The 22,104-nt window shown below is 67.7% G+C and carries 19 protein-coding genes; 8 read left to right on the top strand and 11 right to left on the bottom strand.

Annotated elements, in window-relative coordinates:
- Nucleotides 1-65: 65 nt before the first annotated feature.
- The 4 genes from OA56_RS10340 to OA56_RS10325 all read left to right on the top strand — a co-directional run bounded on the left by OA56_RS10340 (nucleotide 66) and on the right by OA56_RS10325 (nucleotide 3,188).
- On the top strand, nucleotides 66-1,583 hold the full coding sequence (locus tag OA56_RS10340; RefSeq protein WP_055423880.1) for a surface-adhesin E family protein: 1,518 nt from the start codon (nucleotides 66-68) through the stop codon (nucleotides 1,581-1,583).
- A gap of 103 nt (nucleotides 1,584-1,686) precedes the next feature.
- Nucleotides 1,687-2,232: a DUF4124 domain-containing protein gene (locus tag OA56_RS10335; RefSeq protein ID WP_055423881.1), complete on the top strand. Its 546-nt coding sequence runs from the start codon at nucleotides 1,687-1,689 to the stop codon at nucleotides 2,230-2,232.
- A 179-nt stretch (nucleotides 2,233-2,411) separates the two neighbouring features.
- Nucleotides 2,412-2,687 (top strand): type II toxin-antitoxin system TacA family antitoxin, encoded by a 276-nt coding sequence (locus tag OA56_RS10330; RefSeq protein ID WP_055423882.1) that lies wholly within the window; start codon nucleotides 2,412-2,414, stop codon nucleotides 2,685-2,687.
- The gene (locus tag OA56_RS10325; protein WP_055423883.1) at nucleotides 2,688-3,188 is read left to right on the top strand and encodes a GNAT family N-acetyltransferase; all 501 of its coding nucleotides are present in this window, start codon (nucleotides 2,688-2,690) and stop codon (nucleotides 3,186-3,188) included.
- A 124-nt stretch (nucleotides 3,189-3,312) separates the two neighbouring features.
- Here the strand turns inward: OA56_RS10325 and recQ are convergent, their stop codons facing one another.
- The 4 genes from recQ to rpoH are packed head-to-tail and all read right to left on the bottom strand — an operon-like array spanning nucleotide 3,313 to nucleotide 8,899.
- Complete coding sequence (gene recQ / locus OA56_RS10320) at nucleotides 3,313-5,184, bottom strand: DNA helicase RecQ (RefSeq protein ID WP_461585144.1); 1,872 nt, start codon at nucleotides 5,182-5,184, stop codon at nucleotides 3,313-3,315.
- A 10-nt stretch (nucleotides 5,185-5,194) separates the two neighbouring features.
- Nucleotides 5,195-7,111, bottom strand: coding sequence for a phosphomethylpyrimidine synthase ThiC (gene thiC / locus OA56_RS10315; RefSeq protein WP_055423885.1), 1,917 nt, complete (start codon nucleotides 7,109-7,111; stop codon nucleotides 5,195-5,197).
- Between the two features lie 44 nt (nucleotides 7,112-7,155).
- Nucleotides 7,156-8,007: a bifunctional hydroxymethylpyrimidine kinase/phosphomethylpyrimidine kinase gene (thiD, locus tag OA56_RS10310; protein WP_141056501.1), complete on the bottom strand. Its 852-nt coding sequence runs from the start codon at nucleotides 8,005-8,007 to the stop codon at nucleotides 7,156-7,158.
- The gene (rpoH, locus tag OA56_RS10305; RefSeq protein ID WP_055423887.1) at nucleotides 8,000-8,899 is read right to left on the bottom strand and encodes an RNA polymerase sigma factor RpoH; all 900 of its coding nucleotides are present in this window, start codon (nucleotides 8,897-8,899) and stop codon (nucleotides 8,000-8,002) included. Before rpoH ends, thiD begins: the two co-directional genes overlap by 8 nt.
- 270 nt (nucleotides 8,900-9,169) lie before the next feature.
- On the opposite strand from rpoH, the gene OA56_RS10300 reads away from it, so the two are divergent.
- The 3 genes from OA56_RS10300 to icmF all read left to right on the top strand — a co-directional run bounded on the left by OA56_RS10300 (nucleotide 9,170) and on the right by icmF (nucleotide 15,180).
- Nucleotides 9,170-10,294: a porin gene (locus OA56_RS10300; RefSeq protein ID WP_461585141.1), complete on the top strand. Its 1,125-nt coding sequence runs from the start codon at nucleotides 9,170-9,172 to the stop codon at nucleotides 10,292-10,294.
- Between the two features lie 264 nt (nucleotides 10,295-10,558).
- Nucleotides 10,559-11,740, top strand: coding sequence for a porin (locus tag OA56_RS10295; RefSeq protein WP_461585139.1), 1,182 nt, complete (start codon nucleotides 10,559-10,561; stop codon nucleotides 11,738-11,740).
- Nucleotides 11,741-11,907: 167 nt separating this feature from the next.
- Nucleotides 11,908-15,180 (top strand): fused isobutyryl-CoA mutase/GTPase IcmF, encoded by a 3,273-nt coding sequence (gene icmF / locus OA56_RS10290; protein WP_461585137.1) that lies wholly within the window; start codon nucleotides 11,908-11,910, stop codon nucleotides 15,178-15,180.
- 51 nt (nucleotides 15,181-15,231) lie between these two features.
- Here the strand turns inward: icmF and OA56_RS10285 are convergent, their stop codons facing one another.
- From OA56_RS10285 to OA56_RS10270, 4 genes are all read right to left on the bottom strand, one after another.
- A complete protein-coding gene (locus tag OA56_RS10285) occupies nucleotides 15,232-15,879 on the bottom strand; it encodes an alpha/beta hydrolase (protein WP_461585135.1) in 648 nt (215 codons plus the stop codon).
- Nucleotides 15,880-15,881: 2 nt separating this feature from the next.
- Nucleotides 15,882-16,196 carry a (2Fe-2S) ferredoxin domain-containing protein gene (locus OA56_RS10280; protein ID WP_055423892.1) on the bottom strand — a complete coding sequence of 105 codons (315 nt, stop codon included), beginning with the start codon at nucleotides 16,194-16,196 and terminating at the stop codon, nucleotides 15,882-15,884.
- Nucleotides 16,197-16,198: 2 nt separating this feature from the next.
- Nucleotides 16,199-16,720: an acyloxyacyl hydrolase gene (locus OA56_RS10275; protein WP_055423893.1), complete on the bottom strand. Its 522-nt coding sequence runs from the start codon at nucleotides 16,718-16,720 to the stop codon at nucleotides 16,199-16,201.
- Nucleotides 16,721-17,010: 290 nt separating this feature from the next.
- Entirely contained in the window at nucleotides 17,011-17,766 is a 756-nt protein-coding gene (locus OA56_RS10270; protein WP_055423924.1) for a pteridine reductase, read from the bottom strand.
- Between OA56_RS10270 and OA56_RS10265 the strand changes: the two genes are divergently transcribed.
- Complete coding sequence (locus OA56_RS10265; RefSeq protein WP_461585132.1) at nucleotides 17,765-18,973, top strand: class I SAM-dependent methyltransferase; 1,209 nt, start codon at nucleotides 17,765-17,767, stop codon at nucleotides 18,971-18,973. The two genes, OA56_RS10270 and OA56_RS10265, sit on opposite strands and share 2 nt — an antisense overlap.
- Nucleotides 18,974-18,979: 6 nt before the next feature.
- On the opposite strand, the gene OA56_RS10260 is transcribed toward OA56_RS10265, so the two are convergent.
- The 3 genes from OA56_RS10260 to OA56_RS10250 form a co-directional block, all read right to left on the bottom strand.
- Nucleotides 18,980-19,777 (bottom strand): alpha/beta hydrolase, encoded by a 798-nt coding sequence (locus tag OA56_RS10260; protein WP_141056491.1) that lies wholly within the window; start codon nucleotides 19,775-19,777, stop codon nucleotides 18,980-18,982.
- A 77-nt stretch (nucleotides 19,778-19,854) separates the two neighbouring features.
- Nucleotides 19,855-21,117 carry a multifunctional CCA addition/repair protein gene (locus OA56_RS10255; RefSeq protein ID WP_461585129.1) on the bottom strand — a complete coding sequence of 421 codons (1,263 nt, stop codon included), beginning with the start codon at nucleotides 21,115-21,117 and terminating at the stop codon, nucleotides 19,855-19,857.
- Nucleotides 21,114-22,085 carry a complex I NDUFA9 subunit family protein gene (locus OA56_RS10250; protein ID WP_461585127.1) on the bottom strand — a complete coding sequence of 324 codons (972 nt, stop codon included), beginning with the start codon at nucleotides 22,083-22,085 and terminating at the stop codon, nucleotides 21,114-21,116. Before OA56_RS10250 ends, OA56_RS10255 begins: the two co-directional genes overlap by 4 nt.
- Between the last annotated feature and the right edge of the window lie 19 nt (nucleotides 22,086-22,104).

Genomic DNA, 22,104 nt, shown 5'->3' with positions numbered 1-22,104 from the left:
TTCCTCGCACCGGCCGATAATGCAAACCATGAGCTTCGTCGGGCCGAGAGGAGATACGACGCATCATGGACGCGATGAAAGGGATGACGGGATACGGGCTGCGCCTGCTCGTGCTCCTCGCGCTGGGCCTGCTCAGCCAGGCGGCGCTTGCCGAGTGGCAGACGGTGGCGCGCGACCGCGATCGCTTGGTGCAGATCGACCCGGCCACCTTGATTCCGGCCGAGGGCGGCATCAAGGTGGCGTGGGGACGCGTGGTCCTCAGCGCCGACGAAGCCAAGCGCCGCGGTTACGCCTCCGTCAAGGCGCTCAACCGCTTCGACTGCCAGCGCCGTACCTATACCACCGTCAAACGGGTGTATCTCGACGCCAACGACCTGCCGCTCTCCGAGGAGACCCTCCCCAAGCCGGAGGCGACGCCCATTCCGCCCGGCTCGGTCGACGAACGGCTGTGGCTGGTGGTCTGCCGCCCGCCCACGCCGGAGGAATTGAGCCGTATCGCCCAGGAAGCCCTGGGCTCGGCGCAGAGCGCGATGGAAGGTGCAGCCAAACAGCCCGCGCAGGCGGACGGAAAACCCTTGCCCCTGGGCGTCGACCTCGTCGATCCTTCGGCCTTGCCGCCCGAAGTGGCAAAGCTTCCGGTCCCTACGCCGCAGCCTGCAGTCAAGCCGCCGGTGAACCGTCCCGAGACTCCACCGCCGCCCTCTGCCGTGGCGCCTCAACCCCGGGCGCCGGCGCCGGTCGCTGCGGCTTCGGCCGCGGGGGGGCACCCTGCCGGCGTTCCCGCGTCCGCTTCCCGGCCACCGGTGCCGCGGGAAGCATCCCCTGCCATGGCCACTGCGGCACGCCGGCCGGTCGTCGCCCGTCGCACAGCTCCTTCGGGCAAGAACATCGCGGCGAAACGGCCCTCGCCCGGCGAATGGACCTACGCCGAGGGTCCGGCCGGCCCCGGGCGCTGGCACCTCCTCTCGCCCGACTGGCGCATCTGCCGCGAGGGCAAGCGTCAATCCCCCATCGCACTCGAAGGGGCGATTCCGGCCGATCTTCCGCCTCCTTTCTTCCGCTACCAACCCAGCCGGGTCGTCCTGCAGCAGGACAGGACGGGCCTGGTGCTCGAACCGGCGCGGGAACAGCGCCTGGGCTGGGAAGGAAAATGGTACCGGCTGGAGCGCATCAGCTGGCATCACCCCGGCATGCATCGGCTCGGGGTGCGCGTCGCCCTGGGGGAACTGGTCCTGCAGCATCGGGCCGAAGACGGCTCCCGCCTTTTCGTGGCCCTGCGCGTCGTCGCCGCCGAGCGCACCCATCCGCTGCTCGCCACGCTGGCGGACTGGGCCGGGCAGGGAAGCGCCGCACCGCGCGAATTGCCGCTCGACCTGCGCACGCTCGAACCGGTCGACGCCTCCTATTTCACCTACGAAGGCTCCGAGCCCTGGCCGCCGTGCCGCGAGGACGTGCGCTGGATCGTCTTCCGCGAGCCGCTCGAGGCCATCTCTACCGAGATCGCCCCGCTCACCCAGGGGCCGCGTACCAGCCGGCCGCTACAGCCGCGCCACGATCGACCCGTTTTCGGCATCGTGCGCTGAATGCCCGCCTCACAGGTCGGAGGGCAGCGGCGGGTCGGCGGCCTTGGGAGTGGCGGTGCTTCCGGATATACTGCCTCGATATCCAAGGTGGAGGCGTCCGTCCATGCCGACCGCGCTCGTTCGTTGCCGGGCTTTTTGCCTCCGCGCCGTGCTGCTGCCTGCCGCCCTGCTCGCCGCGCCTGCGGTGATGGCGGGCGAGACGCTCGTCTATCGTTGTACCTCTCCTGACGGCAGCATCCGCTTCGAGGCGAACCCCTGCGGCCCCGACGCCGCGGCAGTGACGCTGCGTCCGCCGCCGCCCTCGGCTCCGCCGGCGACAACGAAAAAAACGCGAGAGACCGTCGTCGAATCGCCCCAAGCGTTCGCCCTGCGCCAGCAGCGGCTCGCCCAGATCGAAAGCGAGCTGCGCGATCTCGCCCGCGAGCGCGATGCCTTGCGCGCACGCCACGCCGACGAGCGCATGGCGCTGGCGGTGCGCGAGCCTCCCGCCGACCTGAAACCCGCGCAGCGCGCAGCCTACGAAAAAGCCCGCGTGCGCGAGCGCGAAGGGGTGGAGCGGCGGCAGGTGAAGGAGATGGAATTCCTCGAGCGCCGCGCCGCGCGCCTGGAGCGCGAACGCACGCGCTTGCTGCAGCCGCCGGGACGGTGAGGCATCCCGCCGATCGGGGAGCGCCACCTGCACCTCGATCGCAGCGACGCCTCAAGGGGCGTCGGAATGAGGCGTTGCGTGGATGAGCCGGTGTTCCTGGTGGCGGATTTTGGCTTGACCATGTGCGCACAAATGGCGCACAATTGGATCTGCCATCAGGAGTCTATCAGGAGTCGTCCATGCCCACCCTTGCCAAAGACACCCGGCTGCATATCCGCTGCGATCAGGAGACGCGCCGTTTGCTCGACAAAGCCGCCGCGTATGCGCATATGAGCGTGTCCGAGTTCGTGCTCAGGAACGCGCTCGAGCAAGCCCGGTCGGTCGTGCAGGCCCACGAAGCCATCACCCTGTCTCAGGAGGATTTCGCGGCATTCTTGGACGCGCTGGATACGTCGGCCCCAGCCAACCCCGCATTGCAGCGTGCGTTCGTCCGTCACGCCAGGGATGTGCGGTAAATGGCCTATGTCATTCGCGCGTTCGACGGCGACGCGCGAACGGCCGGCTTCGATTGTGGCGAGAAGGCACTCGACGACTACCTGCAGCGCTACGCCTCGCAGGACATCAAACGCGGCGTGGCACGGATGTTCGTGGCCAGCCCGGTCGGGCATCCCCAGGTAGTGGCCGGTTTCTACACGCTCAGCGCCGCCAGCGTCGCTGCCGAGGCGCTCCCCGAGAAGTGGCGTAAAAAACTGCCGCACTACCCGGTGCCGGTGGCATTACTCGGCCGTTTGGCCGTGGACCGGACGTTTCAGGGACAGGGACTCGGTTCGATCCTGCTGGTCGATGCCTGCAAGCGCGTCGCCGCCGCCAGCGAAACGCTCGCGGTGGCCGCCCTCGTCGTCGACGCGAAGTCGCCCACAGCAGCCGCGTTCTACCGGCACTTCGGCTTCATCGAACTTCCCGGCCAGCCCGGCCGCTGGATGCTGCCACGCGCACACTTTGTGGATTTGGCGTGAGTCATCGTCTGCGCGTGGGTTATGTTCCAGATTTGGATGAGCTGCACCGCAATCTTGCCGTAGTCATTGCCCTGCCGCTCGAAGACGGCGAACCGAAGAGGGAATACGAGTTCGTCAGCCTCCATCAGGTCGCCGTGGCCGTGGCCAGCAGGGCGAGCAATTCCTCGCCCCAGCGCTCGCGCTTGCGTGCGCCGATGCCTTCGATTCCCGCCAGTTCCGCGAGTGTTGCCGGTGCGCGGCGCGCAAGTTCGCGCAGGGTCTTGTCGTGGAAGATCACGTAGGCCGGCACGCCTTCGGTCTGAGCCTGGCGCAGGCGCCAGCGCCGCAGACGCTCGAAGCGCGCCTGCTCGGACGGCGAGAGGGGTTCCGCCGCCGGCGCCGCGCTCGCCATTCCCGCGCCGCGGGCCGACCCTTTTGCCGCCGTGCGCGGCAGGGCGAGGGCGAAGGTTTCCTCGCCGCGCAGCAGGGGCTTGGCGCGCGGCGTGAGCACCAGGGCGCGATGCCGCTCGAAGTCGATCGAGAGATGGCCGCGCAGCAGCAGCTCGCCGAACACCGCCTGCCAGGTCTCGGCCGGCAGATCGACCCCCAGGCCGTAGGTGCTCACCCGGTCGTGCCCGCGGCGCACCACGGCCTCGCTCGCATGCCCGCGCAGCACGTCGATGAGGTGTGCCGCGCCGTAGCGCTGGCCGGTGCGATACACCGTGGAGAGCGCCTTGCGCGCCGCGTCCGTCGCCTCCCACGGCCGCACTGGCGCCAGGCATCGGTCGCAGCGCCCGCAGGGGCCGATGGTCTCGCCGAAATAGGCCAGGATCGCCTGCCGCCGGCAGCCGGTGCCCGCGACCATGTCCACCAGCGCGTCCAGCCGGCGGTGCGCCATCTCCTTTTGCTCCGGCAGCATGTCCGATGTTTCGACGAGTTGCCGGTGCCACGCCGCGTCCTCGCCGTCCCACAGGAGATAGGCCTGCGCCGGTTCGCCGTCGCGCCCGGCGCGCCCCGTCTCCTGGTAGTAGCCTTCGAGCGAGCGCGGCAGGTCGAGATGCGCCACGAAGCGCACGTCCGGCTTGTCGATGCCCATGCCGAAGGCGATGGTCGCCGTCATCACCAGGCCATCCTCGGCGAGGAAGCGCCGCTGATGGCGCTCGCGTACCTCGTGCGTGAGCCCGGCGTGGTAAGGCAGCGCCGGGATGCCGCGCTCGTTCAGCCAGCGGGCGAGCTTCTCCGTCTTGCCGCGCGACAGGCAATAGACGATGCCGCCGCCCTCGGGCGGTTGCCGCCGCAGGAAGGCGAGCAGCTGTGCGCGCCCGTCGCCGCGCTTGCGCTCGGCGGCGTAGAAGAGGTTGGGGCGGTCGAAACTGGTGACGAAGCGGCGCGCCTCGTGCAGCGCCAGGCGCGCGGCGATTTCCTCGCGGGCCGCCGCGTCCGCCGTGGCGGTGAGCGCGATGCGCGGCACCTCGGGGTAGCGCGCCGGCAGCATCGCCAGGTGAAGATAGTCGGGGCGGAAGTCGTGCCCCCACTGCCACACGCAGTGGGCCTCGTCGATGGCGAAGAGCGCGATCGCCCCCTGCGCGGCGAGCACGTCGAGGAGCTCCAGGAAGCGGCGCGTCTGCAAGCGCTCCGGCGCACAATAGAGGAGCTTCAGCCGCCCCTCGCGCGCCGCGCGCTCGATCGCCTCGGCTGCTTCCGGGGCGACACCCGAGTGCAGCGCGGCCGCGGCCACGCCGTTCTCCCGCAGCGCCGCCACCTGATCCTCCATCAGCGCGATGAGGGGCGAGATCACCACCCCCACGCCCTCGCGCAGCAGCGCCGGCAGCTGGTAGCACAGCGATTTTCCCCCGCCCGTGGGCATCAACACCAGCGCGTCGCCGCCGCGCGCCACGTGCGCCACGATCTCGGCCTGTGGGCCGCGAAAGCGCGCATGCCCGAAGACGCGCGCGAGCAACGCCTGCATGCGCGCGGCGAGCGCCGCGTCTTCCTCTTCCGCCACGAGCACGCTCATCGGCTCGGCGCTACTCGGGACGATAGAGCTCGGCTCCGCCGCGCACGAATTCGCCCGCCTTTTCCTCCAGCCCCGCGGCGAGCGCCGCTTCTTCGGAGAGCGCCTTCTCTTCGGCGTAGAGGCGAACTTCCTGCGTGATCTTCATCGAGCAGAACTTCGGCCCGCACATCGAGCAGAAATGCGCCACCTTGGCCGACTCCTTGGGCAGCGTCTCGTCGTGGAATTCGCGTGCCTTGTCCGGGTCGAGCGAAAGGTTGAACTGGTCTTGCCAGCGGAACTCGAAGCGTGCCTTGGAAAGGGCGTTGTCGCGGATCTGCGCTCCCGGGTGCCCCTTGGCAAGGTCAGCCGCGTGCGCCGCGAGCTTGTAGGTGACGATGCCTTCCTTCACGTCGGTCTTGTTCGGCAGCCCCAGATGCTCCTTGGGCGTGACGTAGCACAGCATCGCCGTGCCGTACCAGCCGATCTGCGCCGCGCCGATGGCGCTGGTGATGTGGTCGTACCCCGGGGCGATGTCGGTGGTGAGCGGCCCGAGGGTGTAGAACGGCGCCTCGTCGCACCATTCGAGCTCCTTGTCCATGTTCTCGCGGATGAGCTGCATGGGCACGTGCCCCGGTCCCTCGATCATCACCTGCACGTCGTGTTTCCAGGCGATGCGGGTAAGCTCGCCCAGCGTCTTCAGCTCCGCCAGCTGCGCGGCGTCGTTCGCGTCGTAGATCGAGCCGGGGCGCAGGCCGTCGCCCAGCGAAAAGGCCACGTCGTAGGCTTTCAGGATCTCGCAGATCTCCTCGAAGTGCGTATAGAGGAAATTCTCCCGGTGATGCGCCAGGCACCACTTGGCCAAAATCGAGCCGCCGCGCGAGACGATCCCCGTGAGGCGCTCGGCCGTGAGCGGGATGTGGGCAAGCCGCACGCCCGCGTGGATGGTGAAGTAATCCACCCCTTGTTCGGCCTGTTCGATGAGCGTGTCGCGGAAGAGCTCCCAAGTGAGCTCCTCGGCCTTGCCCTCGACCTTCTCCAGCGCCTGGTAGATGGGCACCGTGCCGATCGGAACGGGGCTGTTGCGGATGATCCACTCGCGCGTCTCGTGGATGTGGCGGCCGGTGGACAGATCCATCACCGTGTCGGCCCCCCAGCGGATCGCCCAGGTCATCTTGTCGACTTCTTCCTGGATGTCGGAGGCGAGCGCCGAGTTGCCGATGTTGGCATTCACTTTCACCAGGAAGTTGCGCCCGATGATCATCGGCTCGGATTCGGGATGATTGATGTTGGCCGGGATGATCGCCCGGCCGGCGGCCACTTCCGCGCGCACGAATTCCGGCGTGATCTCCTCGGGGATGCGGGCCCCGAAACGCTGCCCTGGATGCTGGCGCGCGAGGATCTGCGCGAGGCGCTCGCCGCGCGGGCCGCTTCGCGCCAGCGCCTCGAGATACGCCCGGCGGTTCTGGTTCTCACGGATGGCAATGAACTCCATCTCGGGCGTGACGAGGCCGCGGCGCGCATAGTGCAGCTGCGTCACGTTCGCGCCGGGCTTGGCGCGGCGCGGGGTGCGCGCAAGGCCCGGAAAGCGCAGCCCGGCGGTGGCGGGGTCCCGCAGGCGCGCCTGCGCGTGCGCACTCGTCGGGCCGGGCAGTTCCTCGGTGTCGCCGCGCTCTTCGATCCAGGCCCGGCGCAGCGGCGGCAGACCCCGGCGGATGTCGACCTGCGCCTCGGGGTCGGTGTAGGGGCCGGAGGTGTCATAGACGTAGATCGGCGGGTTGGGCTCGGCGCCGAAGGAAGCCGGCGTGTCCGCCTGCCGGATCTCGCGCAGGGGTACGCGCAGGTCGGGGCGCGAGCCCTGCACGTAGATCTTGCGCGAATTGGGGAAAGGCTGCACCGCGGCGGCGTCGACGCGCGCGCGCTCGGCGAAAAAATGGTCTCTGGCGTTCATGGATGCGCTCTCTGGCTGGGGCGGGCGAAGCGCCCGTCGCCCCATTATAGCCAGAGCGCGTGGAAGTGATGCAGCGGCCCGTGCCCGTGGCCGACGGCGAGCGCGCCGCTTGCCGCGATCGCCTCTTGGAGATAGCGGTGCGCCTCGCGGACCACCTCACGCATCGCCGCGTCGGTGAGCGGCGAGCCGGCCCGGGCGGCGAGCGCCGCGATCGCCGCGGCGTAGGTGCAGCCGGTGCCGTGCGTGTTCTTCGTCGCCGCCTTGGGGGCGGCGAATTCGTGCAGGTGCTCGCCATCGAAGAGCAGATCCACCAGTTCGCTCCCCGGCAGGTGCCCGCCCTTCAGGAGCACCCAGTGCCCGTCGTCGGTGGGCAGGAGCGCGCGCAGCGCCTCGGCCGCGCGGATCATCTCGCGCCGGCTCTCCGGCGCCGTGCGCCCCAGCAGCACCGCCGCCTCCGGCAGGTTGGGCGTGATCACGGTAGCGAGCGGCAGCAGCGCCTCCACGAGCGCGCCCACCGCCTGGCGGTCGAGCAGGGCATCCCCGCTCTTCGCCACCATCACGGGGTCGACCACCACGATGGGGCTTTGCCCCTGCGCCCGCCAGTGGGCGAGCCGCTCGGCCGTCGTCTCGATCACCGCGGCGCTGGCGAGCATCCCCGTCTTGGTGGCGGCGATCGCCACGTCGGCGAAGAGGGTGTCGAGCTGCGCGCGCAGGAAGTCCGCCGGCGGCACGTGCACCGCGCGTACGCCCTGGGTATTCTGCGCCGTGAGCGCCGCCACCACGCCGCAGCCGTAGGTGCGCAGCGCGGCGAAGGTCTTGAGATCGGCGTAGAGGCCGGCTCCGCCGGAAGGGTCGATGCCGGCAATCGAGAGCACGTTGGGCACGGCCTCAGGCATGGGCAGGCACTCCGGCGTTCATGCCCTGCGCAAGCCACGCGCGCAGTTTCTTCAGCGCCGCCGCCTCGATCTGGCGGATGCGCTCGGCCGAGACGCCATACTCCGCTGCCAGCGCCTGCAGCGTCTCCGGCTCCTCGGCCAACCAGCGCCGGCGCACGATGTCGGCGCTGCGCGCATCGAGCCGGGAGAGCGCCGTGCGCAGCCCCTCGTCGGCGAGCCAGTGCGCCTCCGCTTCCAGCACCGCCTCCTCGGGCGTGGCGCCGGGATCGGGCAGATAGGCGATCGGCGCGGGGAGCGCATCTTCCTCGCCCTCCACCGTGGGCGCCTCCAGCGGCACCTCCGCCCCGGCAAAGCGCGCCTCCATCTCCAGCACCTCCTCGGGCTTCACCCCCAGCTCCTCGGCGATCGCCCTCGCCTCGGCCGGCTGCAGCGCGTTCCTCGAACCTTTGAGGCGGCGCAGGTTGAAGAAGAGCTTGCGCTGCGCCTTGGTGGTGGCGATCTTCACCAGGCGCCAGTTGCGCACGATGAATTCATGGATCTCGGCCTTGATCCAGTGCACCGCGAAGGTGACGAGCCGCACGCCGCGCGTCTCGTCGAAACGGCGCACCGCCTTCATCAGCCCCACGTTGCCTTCCTGGATGAGGTCGGCTTCCGGCAGCCCATAGCCGAAATACTGCCGCGCGATCGCCACCACGTAGCGCAGGTGCGCCAGCACCAGGCGCCGCGCCGCCTCCAGGTCGCGCTCCAGGCGCCAGCGCCGGGCGAGCTCCTTTTCCTCCTCGGCGGAGAGCGGCGGGATGCTGCGCACCGCCCGCACGTACTGCTCCAGACTGGAGACGGGGCCCGGAAGCCCTGCCGCGTATCCCAGCGGTACGACCGCACTCGTCGTCATCCTGCTCCTCCGTTCGTTTTTGCACCCATGCAATTTAGCACTCGTGGCATGAGAGTGCCAAGCGGAGGGAGGGTTCCCTGATGTTGCATCAACGCAACATGAGTGAGGCAAGGTTGGCCTCTTCGTGGCGGTAGCGCTTGTCAAGGTTCGTCCCCCTGCGCAACAATGCATCTCAAGCTTCGCCGACATGGTGATGCTTTTCGGTGGGCGGAATCATTGCGGCTCGTCCGCCCGAAACGGGATTCCTTCTTGCAAGAGAGGAGAAACACAATGCAAAAGAAACTGATCGCACTGGCGGTGGCGGGCCTCGTCTCCGCGCCGGTGTTCGCGCAGTCGAACATCCAGATCTACGGTGTCGCCGACGCCTACATGAAGTACGGCGACTTCATGGGTGACGACGCGATGGGCGTCGACTCCGGCGGTCTGGCAGGCAGCCGCATCGGCTTCCGCGGCGAGGAAGACCTCGGCAGCGGGCTCAAGGCCGTGTTCCTGCTGGAGCAGGGGTTCAACATCGACAATGGTCAATCCACCGCCATCTCCGGCGCGGACTCGGCTCAGGGAGGGGACGACGTCTTCACCCGCCAGGCCTACGTCGGCCTGAAAGGCAACTTCGGCCAGGTCGCCCTGGGTCGTCAATACGCCCCGGGCTACTTCACCGGCGAGTACGACGCTCTGCTCAATGCCTACGTCAGCCCGATGAGCCTGCTGTCCAACTTCACCCGGCTCACCATCACCCCGAACTCGGCTGCGCGCTGGAACAACTCGGTTACCTACAACGGCACCTTCCAGTCGGTGAGTCTCTCCGGTATTTATTCGGCGGGTAACCGGGAGACCGATGTCAAGAATGGTGATGACAACAATGATGACGACAAGTACGGTGTCTCGCTGAAGTACGACAACGGCCCGTTGAAGATCGGCGGTATCTATCAAGGGATTAAATTCAGCGGTTCCAATAAGATCGCTGGTGTGAAGGCCGACGAAACCCAGAAAGAATGGTTGATCGGCGCCTCCTACAACTTCGGCATGGCTACGCTCGCCGGCTCCTATCAGCAAGGCCGCGACGTCCTGGGTTGGAACGGCCTCGACATCGATCTCTGGCAGGTGGGCGTGATCGTTCCTGTCGGCGCGGGCAACATTCACGTCGCCTATGCTCAAGGCGATGTCGACAAAGCCGACTTGCTGCAGGATGATGTCAAGCCCAAGTCCTTCACCGTTGCCTACACCCATGCGCTCTCCAAGCGCACCACCGGCTACGTCGGCTACACCAAGGTCGACTACGACGACCTGCTGTGGAGCGAGGCCGGGGTTCTCGGTAACAATCTCAACGGCCATGCTGGCACGGAAAAAGTGGACGACACCGACCTCTTCTACGTCGGTATCAACCACAAGTTCTGATGAGCTTGGTTGAGGGATAGTCGTTCTTGAAGAAAGGGAAGGGGCTTGTCCTCTTCCCTTTTTTGTCTCCTCCTGCTCCTGCGTTCGCGGCCGTTGCGCCGATGCAACAGAACGTTGGCCGGGCATGGAGCGCATTCCTGGGGCTCTCCTTGCTTTGCTTCGCCGGGCTCGCGATAATCCGTCCACTTCGTCCGTGTAGAAGACGAACGTTCGACGGAGAGGAGTTCCGCGGCGTTTTTCCCGATCGAATGCAAGGAGAATTCCATGAAAAAAGTGCAAAAAAAGCTGATCGCGCTGGCGGTTGCGAGCCTTGCCTCCGCCCCGCTCTGGGCGCAACAATCCTCCTCCATCCAGCTCTACGGCGTGGCCGATGCCTTCCTGAAGTACGGTCAGTGGATGGGGGATGATACCTCCGGCGTGGACGACGGCGGCCTCAACGGCAGCCGCGTCGGTTTTCGCGGCGAGGAAGCCCTCGGCAGCGGCCTGAAGGCCGTGTTCGTGCTCGAGCAAGGCTTCAATATCGACAACGGCAAATCCTGCTGCATGTCCGGCGCCGACGATGCATACAACGGCGGCAGCCAGACGTTTACCCGCCAGGCCTACGTGGGTCTGAAAGGTTCGTTCGGTCAGGTCGCGTTGGGCCGTCAATACGCGCCGGGCTATTTCATCTATGCCTACGACGCGTTGCTCTCGGCGACGCCCAGCCCACAGAGCTGGCTGTCGCTGCTGGGCAATCTGACCATCACCCCGAACTCGCCGGCGCGCTGGAACAACGCCGTGGCCTACGACGGGGTCTTTCAGTCCGTTTCCTTGAGCGCCATTTATTCGGCGGGTAACCGCGAAAGCGACTCGGGGAAAAATCTTCTCAGCCCCAACGGCAAGCGCGTCGATTACGACGACGACGACAAATATGGCCTGGCCCTGCGCTACGACAACGGCCCGCTGAAAGTCGGCGCCATCTACCACGGCATCAAGTACAGCGGGCAGAACGTCTCCGATAAGTACGCCAAAGGGGATGATACCCAGAAAGAATGGTTCCTGGGCGCCTCCTACAACTTTGGCATGGCTACGCTCGCCGGCTCCTACCAGCAGGGCCGCGACGTGATGGGGGTGAACGGTTTCGACGTCGATCTGTGGCAGGTGGGCGTGATCGTGCCGGTGGGCGTGGGCAACATCCACTTCTCCTACGGGCAGGCCGATCTCGACAAGGTGGACAATGTCCTGTCGCGCGACGTGAAGCCCAAGTCCTTCACTGTGGCCTATACCCATGCGTTCTCCAAGCGCACCACCGGGTATCTCGGCTACAACAAGATCGACTACGACGATCTCACCTGGAACGACGCCTTCAACCTGGGGCAGACCGATTCCTCCTTCAATGGTCATTCTGGGACGGGCAAGGTGGACGACACCGACCTCTTCTTCGTCGGCATGTCCCATTCCTTCTGACGCCGACCGGTCGTTTTTCCATTCCATCGGGGAAAGGGGCTTCGGCCCCTTTTCTTTTGTGACGGCGGCGGGAACTCGTACCCGCCTCTCGGTTGACGTTGACGTCAACGTCATCTTCGCGCTACATTTCCGTTTGAAAAAACCGCATCGCACGAGGAGGGACTTTCATGAGCGATCCGCACGTCCAGCACAAAATCGCCCCGTACAAGCCGAAGAACAAGGTGCGCTTCGTCACCGCGGCGGCGCTCTTCGACGGGCACGACGCCTCGATCAACATCATGCGCCGCATCCTGCAAGCGACCGGCTGCGAGGTGATCCACCTGGGGCACAACCGCTCGGCGGGCGAGATCGTGCGCGCGGCGCTGCAGGAGGACGTGCAGGGGATCGCCGTGACGAGCTACCAGGGCGGGCACGTCGAGTTCTTCAAGTACATGGTCGATCTGCTGCGGGCGAACGGCGGCGAGAAGATCAAGGTGTTCGGCGGCGGGGGCGGGGTGATCGTGCCGCCCGAGATCCGCGAGCTCGAGGCCTACGGGGTGGAGCGCATCTATTCGCCCGAGGACGGCGCCCGCTTTGGGCTGCAGGGCATGATCAACGACGTGGTGCAGCGCGCCGACTTCGATCTCAGCCACGAGGCGCCGGCCACGCTCGAGGAGATCCTCGAGCGGCTGGGGCAGGGCGACTGGCGCACGCTCGCGCGCGTGATCACGGCGCTGGAGAACGACGCCTATCCCGCCTCCATCCGCCGGGGGCTACTGGAGGCGGCCGCTTCGCTGCGCGTGCCCACGCTCGGCATCACCGGCACCGGCGGGGCGGGCAAGAGCTCACTCACCGACGAGCTGGTGCGCCGCTTCCGGCTGGACCAGGAGGACCGGCTGAAAATCGCCGTCATCTCCATCGACCCCTCGCGCAAGCGCACCGGCGGGGCGCTGCTGGGCGATCGCATCCGCATGAATTCGATCGAGCACGAGAACATCTACATGCGCTCGCTCGCCACGCGCGACACGGGCAGCGAGGTGTCGCGCTCGCTCAGGGAAGTGATCGCCGCCTGCAAGCTCACCGGCTACGATTTCGTCATCGTCGAGACTTCCGGCATCGGCCAGGGGGATGCGGCCATCGTGCCTTACGTGGACACCTCGCTCTACGTGATGACGCCGGAGTTCGGCGCCGCGAGCCAGCTCGAGAAGATCGACATGCTCGATTTCGCCGATTTCGTGGCGATCAACAAGTTCGACCGCAAGGGGGCGGAGGATGCGCTGCGCGACGTGCGCAAGCAGTATCAGCGCAACCGCGAGCTCTTCCATCTGGCGCCGGAAGAGATGCCCGTCTTCGGTACCATGGCCTCGCGCTTCGCCGACGACGGCGTGACCGCCCTCTACCAGGCCATGCTGCCGCGGCTGGTGGCGCAGGGACTGGATGCGAAGATTCCGGGCAAACTGCCGTTGGTGTTGGTGCGCGCATCCAGCAAGGGGCGGGCCATCATCCCGGCCGAGCGTACCCGTTATCTGGCCGAGATCGCCCAGACGGTGCGCGACTACCATCGCCAGGTGCAGGCGCAGGCCAGGATCGCGCGCGAGCGTCAGTCCCTGCGCATCGCCAAGGCGCTCTTCGAGCGCTGCGGCAAGCCGGCCGAGCATTTCGACGAGCTCATCGCCTGGAAGGACGGGGAACTCACGCCGCACGCCAAGAAGCTGCTCGAACAGTGGCCGACCTTGCGGGAGCTCTACGCCCAGGACGAGTACGTGGTGAAGATCCGCGACAAGGAGATCCGCACCAAGCTCTATCACGAGTCGCTCTCGGGCAACAAGATCCGCAAGGTGGCGCTGCCCGCATTCGAGGACGAGGGCGAGGTGCTCAAGTTTCTCATGAAGGAGAACGTGCCCGGCTCTTTCCCTTACACGGCCGGGGTCTTCGCCTTCAAGCGCGAGAACGAGGATCCGACCCGCATGTTCGCCGGCGAGGGGGATCCTTTCCGCACCAACCGGCGTTTCCGCAAGCTCACCGAAGGGATGCCGGCGGCGCGGCTCTCCACCGCCTTCGATTCGGTCACCCTCTACGGCTGCGATCCGGACGAGCGTCCCGACATCTACGGCAAGATCGGCAACTCGGGCGTGTCGGTGGCCACGCTCGACGACATGAAGGTGCTCTACTCGGGATTCGATCTGTGCGCGCCGAACACGTCGGTGTCGATGACCATCAACGGGCCCGCGCCGATGATCCTGGCGATGTTCTTCAACACCGCCATCGACCAGCAGCTCGACAAGTTCCGCGAGCAGAACGGGCGCGAACCCACCGAGGAGGAGGCCGAGAAGATCAAGGAGTGGGTGCTCTCCACGGTGCGCGGCACGGTGCAGGCCGACATCCTCAAGGAGGATCAGGGCCAGAACACGTGCATCTTCTCCACGGAGTTCGCCCTGAAGCTGATGGGCGACATCCAGGAATACTTCGTCCATCACGACGTGCGCAACTTCTATTCGGTGTCGATCTCGGGTTATCACATCGCCGAGGCCGGCGCCAACCCGATCACCCAGCTCGCCTTCACGCTCGCCAACGGCTTTACCTACGTCGAGTCGTATCTGGCGCGCGGCATGCACATCGACGACTTCGCGCCCAACCTTTCCTTCTTCTTCAGCAACGGCATGGATCCGGAGTACGGCGTGATCGGGCGCGTGGCGCGGCGCATCTGGGCGATCGCCATGAAGCATCGCTACGGGGCCAACGAGCGCAGCCAGAAGCTGAAGTACCACATCCAGACTTCGGGGCGCTCGCTGCACGCGCAGGAGATGGATTTCAACGACATCCGCACCACCTTGCAGGCGCTCGTCGCCATCTACGACAACTGCAACAGCCTGCATACCAACGCCTACGACGAGGCGATCACCACGCCCACGGAGGAGTCGGTGCGCCGGGCGATGGCGATCCAGCTCATCATCAACCGCGAGTGGGGTCTGGCGAAGAACGAGAACCCGAACCAGGGCAGCTTCATCATCGAGGAGCTCACCGACCTCGTGGAAGAGGAGGTGTTGCGCGAGTTCGAGCGTCTGGCCGAACGCGGCGGGGTGCTCGGGGCGATGGAGACGGGCTATCAGCGCAGCAAGATCCAGGAAGAATCGCTCTATTACGAGCAGAAGAAGCACGACGGGAGCCTGCCCATCATCGGGGTGAATACCTTCCGCAATCCGAAGGGCGACGTCATCCCCGAGAAGCTCGAGCTCGCGCGCTCGACCGAGGAAGAGAAGCAAAGCCAGCTGCGCCGCCTGCGGGAATTCCACGAACGCAACCGCGAGGAGGCGCCGAAGTGGCTCGCCAAGGTCAAGGAAACGGCCATGGCCGGCGGCAACGTCTTCGAGGTGCTGATGGACGCGGTGCGCTACTGCTCGCTGGGGCAGCTGTCGCAGGCGCTCTACGAGGTGGGCGGGCAGTACCGGCGCAGCATGTGAGCCGCGAGGGAAGGACGGGGGCGCCAGGGAGGCAGCGCCCGTCCGCGTCGCTCATCGGCCGGCGGCGTGGTCGCGCTGCACCAGCGTCTTGATGAGGGCGAGTTTGCCGTGAAAGAAGTGGTCCGCCCCGGGGATGACGACGACGGGCCGCGTCTGGGGACGGGCCCAGTCGAAGACGCGCGCGAGCGGGGCGATGTCGTCGTGCTCGCCGTGGATCAGCAGTGCCGGCAGCGTCTCGGGAAGTAGAGGAGTGTCGTATTGCTTGCCGCTGCCGAGCGCGAGGCCATGCGGCAGACCCACGAGGGTGAGGTGGCGCGGCGGGCCGGGGAGCCGGCCGACGACGCGGGTCTGCACGTAGGCACCGAAAGAAAAGCCCGCGAGCGCAAGTTCGCCCTCGCCCCAACGCCCGCGCGCCCAAGCCAGCAGCGCCAGCATGTCTTCCGTTTCGCCTTCGCCGTGGTCGTGCCGGCCGGCGCTTTGCCCGACGCCGCGAAAGTTGGGCCGCAGTGCGGCGTAGCCGAGTTCGGCGTAGGCGCGCGCGAGGGTGTAGGTGACCTTGTTGGTGTTGGCTCCGCCGAAGAGCGGGTGGGGGTGGCAGACGAGCGCCACGCCGCGTGGCGCGGCGGGCAGGTCGGCGAGGACTTCGATCGTGCCGGCCGGGCCGGGGACGAGCAGGGTCTCGATGCGGATGCGGGTCATGGTCAATCGGGCAGTCGCAAGCGCTCGACGGGGCGGCCACCGACGAGATGCTCGTCGATGATCTCGTCGATGTCGGCCTCGTCGAGGTAGGTGTACCACACGCCTTCGGGGTAGACGACCAGCACCGGCCCTTCGTCGCAGCGTCCGAGGCAGCCGGCCTTGTTGATGCGTACTGCCCCTTTGCCCTTCAAGCCCAGCGCCTCGATGCGGGCCTTGGCATGCGCGAGCAGGGCGCTCGCGCCGTGGTTTTCGCAGCAGGCTTCGCCCGCCGGGCGCTGGTTGCAGCAGAAGAAGACATGGCGGCGGAAGTAACTCATCGTCAGAATTTCACTTCGAGCACGACGTTGTGCAGGTCGAGCCCGTCGTTGTCGTCGGCGATGTTGGCGTTGGAGTAGTGCGTGTAGCGGTAGCCGATGGACCAGGTCTGGTCGATCGACAGGCCGAAGCCGACGTGCTCGGTAAACTGGAAGGCGCTGCCCAGGTCCTTGTCGCCGAGATGGGTGTCGGTGAAGCCGGCACCGCCGAGGCCGAGGTCGAGGTAGGGGCGCACGGCGCCCATGCCGCGTTCGAGGCGGAAGCGCAGGAGCGCGCCGAGCTCGCCGGCATCGTCATTGCCTGGATGGTTGCCGTCGTACTCGAGGTAGGAGGCTTCGACTTCGGGCGAGAGGGTGGCCTGCCAGCCGCCCCAGACGTCGCCCCAGAAGGGCTTGAAGCGGTAGGAGAGGCCATAGCGGTCGATGTCCCCGTCTTGGCCGTAGAAGGCGGTCATCGAATTCTTGTCCTGGGCGAGGACGGGCAGGCTCAGGCAGGCGGCGATCAGTGCCGGGACGAGACGTTTCATTGGGTGCTCCCAAGGTGGTCGTTATGGTACGAAATCATACGCCGAAACGCTCCGGGCCGTATCCACGGGCGAGTTCGCGGGCGTCGGGTTCGGCGAGCAGCAAGGCGACGAAGTCGGATAGAGTTCAGTATAGTCCGTCCGCGTCAGGGAAACGCTGAATGATTCGCTGCGCGGGCGAATTGCTGCGTTGCGCGGTGCTCGATCCCTCGCCTATCTACTCGATATGTCTCGGTCGCTGCGCTACCTTCCGCCTTGCGTTTCATCCCGCTCGCTCATTTCTTCAGCGTCCCCTAGAGGGCGAGGCTGCGCCCGCCATCGACGGCGAGGATCTGGCCGGTGACGTAGGGGGCGTCTTCCAGGAGGAAGCGCACGGCGCGGGCGATGTCGCCGGGTTCGCCCAGGCGCTGCAGCGGGATCTGGGCAAGGATGCGCTCGCGCTCGGCGGGCGGGTATTGATCGTCTTCCGGCCACAGGATGGCGCCGGGGGCGATGCCATTGACGCGCACCGCCGGGGCGAGTTCGACGGCGAGCGCCCGGGTGAGTCCGGCGAGCGCCGCCTTGGCGGCGGTGTAGACGGGGTAGCGCGGTAGCGGCCGCTCGGCGTGGATGTCGACGACATTGACGACCGCGCCGCGCCGGCGCGCGAGCTCGGGCGCAGCCGCCTGGGTGAGGAAGAAGGGGGCGCGGGCGTTGGCGCCGAGCAGATCTTCCCACTGCCCGGGGGTGACCTCGGGAAGCGGCGTGGGGTAGAAGCTGGAGGCGTTGTTGACCAGCGCGTCGAGCCGGCCGAAGCGGTCGAGCACGGCGGCGACGAGCGCGGGGGCACACGAGGGGGCGGCGAGCTCGGCGGCGAAGGCGGCGGCGCTGGCGGAGTGCTCGGCGTTGAGCTCAGCGGCGAGCTGCTCGGCGGCCGTCGCCGAGGTGCGATAATGCAGCGCGACGTTCCAGCCGTGTGCGTGCAGATGGCGGGCGATGGCTGCACCGATGCGCCGGGCGGCGCCGGTGATGAGGACGACGGGGCGATGCTCGGGGGGCGAGGAGGTCATGGCTTCGTCCAGCGGGCAGAAACCAGACAATGGTAGCGTGAAACGGGGGGCTCGAGTGTTCGAACGGGAGCGGACGACGAGGGGATTGCCGGCGCCGGAGCCGGAAGTGATGGCGGCGAGCGAAGTCTTGCGCGCGCGCATCGCGGCGCGCATCGGGGAGGCCGGCGGCTGGGTGCCGTTCGCCGATTACATGCGCTGGGCGCTCTACGAGCCGGATCTGGGCTATTACAGCGGCGGAGCGACGAAGTTCGGCCCGGCGGGAGATTTCATCACCGCGCCGGAGATCACGCCGCTCTTCGGGGCGACGCTCGCCGAGGCGATCGCACCGGTGCTGCGGCAGACGGGGGGGATCGTGCTCGAAGCCGGGGCGGGCACGGGTTTGCTCGCAGCCGACGTGCTGCGCCGGCTCGCCGAGCTCGGGACGCTGCCCGAGCGTTACGCCATCCTGGAGGTATCGGGGTCGCTGCGTGCGCGCCAGCAGGAGACGATCGCGGCGCAGGCGGGGGAGCTCGCCGAGCGCGTGGTCTGGCTCGATGCCGTGCCCCAGTCTTTCTGCGGGGTGCTGCTCGCCAACGAAGTGCTCGACGTGCTGCCGGTGCATCTGGTGGGCACGGCCGAAGGGGAGGTGTTCGAGCGCGGCGTGACGGTGCGCGACGGGGCGCTCGCCTGGGAGGATCGTCCGCCGACGCCGGCGGCGCTCGCCGGGCTGGAGGGGATCGAATTGCCCCGGCTGGAGGGGCAGGAGTACGTGACGGAAATCCATCCGGTGGCGCGCGCCTGGGTGGGGACGCTCGCCCGTGCCCTGCAGGCGGGCATGCTGCTCTTGATCGACTACGGTTATCCGCGGGAGACGTATTACGTGCCGTGGCGCTGGCGCGGCACGCTGCAGTGCTATTTTCGCCACCGGGTGGTGGAGGATCCGCTGTGGCTGCCGGGAGCGATGGACATCACCAGTTTCGTCGATTTTACTGCCGTGGCCGAGGCGGCCGAGGCCGAGGGGCTGGAGACGCTGGCCTTCATGAATCAGGCGGGGTTTTTGCTGGCCAACGGCATCCTGCAGCGGCTGGAGGAACGCGCCGAGCCGGGGAGCCTCGCGTACCTCAAGGCGGCGCGCGCCCTGCAGCGGCTCATCATGCCGCACGAGATGGGGGAGCTCTTCAAGGTGATCGCGCTGGGGCGGGGGATCGAGCTGCCTCCTTGGGAATGAGCGCGTTCAGGCGGCTTGCGCTGCCGGCTGCAGCACTTGGGCGATGGCCTGCGCGGCGCGCTCCCAGCCTGGTTCGAGCATGAGGGTGTGGCCAAACTCGGGAAGGATGCGGGCGGTGGTGCCGTAGAAACGCGCCGTGGTCTCCACCTGGTCGGGCGGGATGATTTTGTCGTGTTCGGCGCCGAAGACATGGACCGGTGCGGGGTGCTGTCTGGTTCGATCGATGCGCGAAAACCCCATCATGTCCCAGATGGCGCGCAGCGATTCGGGGCCGCTCGCGGCCAGGTAGCGGGCGAGATCCGCTTCGGGCGGCAGATGGTGGAAGAGTGCCTCGACCAGGCTGCGGTGCGGTTTGCGCTTGCCGGTCATGAAGAGGTTCATCTCGAGCAGCGCCAAGGGCGAGCTCAGCAGCATGTGCAGGAGCGACCCGGCAAGCCCGGTGGGCGGTACCGAACACAGCAGCACGATCGCCGGAAAAGGGTGGCGCTCAAGCGCTTTCTGGGCGACGAATCCGCCCATGGAGTGGCCGATGAGGATGGGCTCGGCCGGCAGGCGTTCCTGGGCGCGCAGCACGTCGTCGACGTAGTCGTCGATGGAGAGCGTGTCGCGCGGGCGGCTGGTGCGTGAGCCGCCGTGGCCGCGCAGCGACAGCGCCCAGGCGTCGAACCCTTGGGCGGCGAACCAGGGCAGGAAGTGCTCCTGCCAGCACCAGGCGCCGACGTAGGCGCCGTGGATGAAGAGGAGCGGCGGGACATCGAGCGCCCGGGCAGGGGCTTCGTGCAGCAGTTCGAGGCAGTCGGTCATCTGGGGCTCGGTAGAGAGGGCTTTGGGGTTTCCCCGGCGTCGGTGTACCGAGGTAAGCCGTTCATGATACTACGGGGTCAGGCGTCCTTCGCGGTGGGCGAAGATAAGGCGACGGGGCCGTTTTCCTTGCGTCGTTCGCGCGCCTTGACCGCGGCCACGCGCGCTTCGTGCAGCCGCGCCGGAATCTGGCTGCGTTCGGCGCAGGTGCGGGCGATGGCGCCGGCGTCGACGCTGCGGGCCGCCTCCAGCGTGTCACGCCACAGGGTGGCGACCGGTGCGTAGTCTACGTGCAGTCCGGGGCGGCCGAGGGCGTCGCAGGCGCAGGCATCTAGCAGTTGTAGGAAACGCTCGGGGCGGCGCAGGGCGTCGCAGCGCTCGAGTACGCGCACGCGGGTGGCGGGGCGAAGGCGCGGGCCGCGGTGAATGAGTCCGTGCTCGCGCGCGGTGAGCACGGCGAGTTCGCGGCACTCGACGGGCGTGCGCAGCCGGGCACAGATCGAAGGGATGAGCGCCGCGCCGCGGGCTTCGTGTCCGTAATGGTGCGGCCAGAGTTCTGGCGGCGTGCGCCCTTTGCCCACGTCGTGCAGCAGCACGGCGAAGCGGGTGGGGAGCGGCAGGGCCCGTTCGGCCGCCACGCGCAGGGCAGCGAGCACGTGCACGCCGGTGTCGATCTCGGGGTGGTGGTTTGGCGGCTGGGGGATGCCGAAGAGGGTGTCGATTTCGGGCAGCAGACGCGCGAGCGCGCCGCATGCGCGCAGCACCTCGATCATGCGATCGGGCCGCGGCTCCATGAGGCCGCGGGCGAGTTCCTGCCAGACCCGTTCGGGTACGAGGTGATCGACTTCGCCCTCTTCCACCATGCGCCGCATCAGCGCGAGCGTCTCGGGGGCCAGGGTGAAGTCGGGCAAGCGGGCGCTGAAGCGCGCCACGCGCAGGATGCGCACGGGGTCTTCGGCAAACGCCGGGCTGACGTGGCGCAGCACTTTGCGGCGCAGGTCTTCGAGCCCGCCGTAGGGGTCGATGAGGCGGCCCGTTTCGTCGCGGGCCATGGCGTTGATGGTGAGGTCGCGCCGCGCGAGGTCTTCTTCGAGGGTGACTTCGGGGCTGGCGTGAAAGGCGAAGCCGTGATAGCCACGCCCGGTCTTGCGCTCGGTGCGCGCAAGCGCGTATTCCTCTTTCGTCTGGGGGTGCAGGAAGACGGGGAAATCCTTGCCCACGGGCAGGAAGCCGCGCTCGAGCATCTCTTCGGGCGTGGCGCCGACCACGACCCAGTCGCGGTCGCTCACCGGCCGTCCGAGGAGTTCGTCGCGCACGGCTCCGCCGACGCAGTAGATCTTCATCCGTGCCGGGCGCGCATGCGCCAGAGGACGTAGCGGCTGCGGAAGGTATCGTTGGCGAGATAGGCCGGCGCGATCGCTTCCATCGGCGTGGGTTCGAGCCCGAAGGGCAGCGGCTCACCGTGGGCCACGCTGTCGATCGAGAGCGAATCGAGCATGTCGCGCGTGAGCGGCGGGTTGGGCAGGAGGTGTTCGAGCAGCCACGCCTGCATCCGGGCGAGCCGCGGCGGGAGCGCCGCCACGCGGCGCGGATGGCCGCTCGTGCGCGCGGCGTAGGCGACGATCTCGGCGAGCGTATAGACGGTGGGGCCGGCGAGCTCGTAGGTTTGTCCCGCGGCCTTGGCGGTGGCGGCGGCGCGCAGGATGACCTCGACGACGTCGCCCACATAGACCGGCTGCAGCTTGGCCTGCGCTGCGCCGATGGGCAGGATGGGGAAGAGCCGGGCGAGGGCGGCGAAGCGGTTGAGGAAGGAGTCGCCGGGGCCGAAGATGGCCGAGGGGCGCAGGAGGGTCCAGTCGAGCCCGTCGCCGGCGGCGCGGATGCGCGCTTCGCCGTCCGCCTTGGAGCGCAGGTATTGCGAGGGGGCGTCGGGCGCGGCGCCAAGGGCGCTCAGGTGGATGAGGCGGTGCACGTCCTGTGCCTGGCAGGCTTCGGCGAGTTTTTGTGGCAGTTCGACGTGGACGCGGGCAAACTCGGGGCCGTAGGGGGTGCCGGGGCGCGAGTGCAGGGTGCCGACGAGGTTGACCACCAGGCACTTGCCGGCGCACAGGCGCTCGAGCGTCTTCGGGTCGTGCACGTCGGCTACGACGATTTCGACCGTGGGCAGCAGCTTGAGATCGCGCGCATTCTGCAGGCGGCGCGTGGGCACGACGACGCGCCAGCCTTCGGCGACGAGCCGGTCGAGCAGGTGGCTGCCGACGAATCCGGTGCCGCCGAGGACGAGGGCGGTGCGTTCGGTCGCGGTGGTCATGGTCGTTTCTCCCTCATCG

It is taken from the genome of Tepidiphilus sp. HLB4, assembly GCF_054823945.1.
Note: the sequence above shows the minus strand (reverse complement) of the source record. Positions and strands in the feature narration are given on the sequence as shown.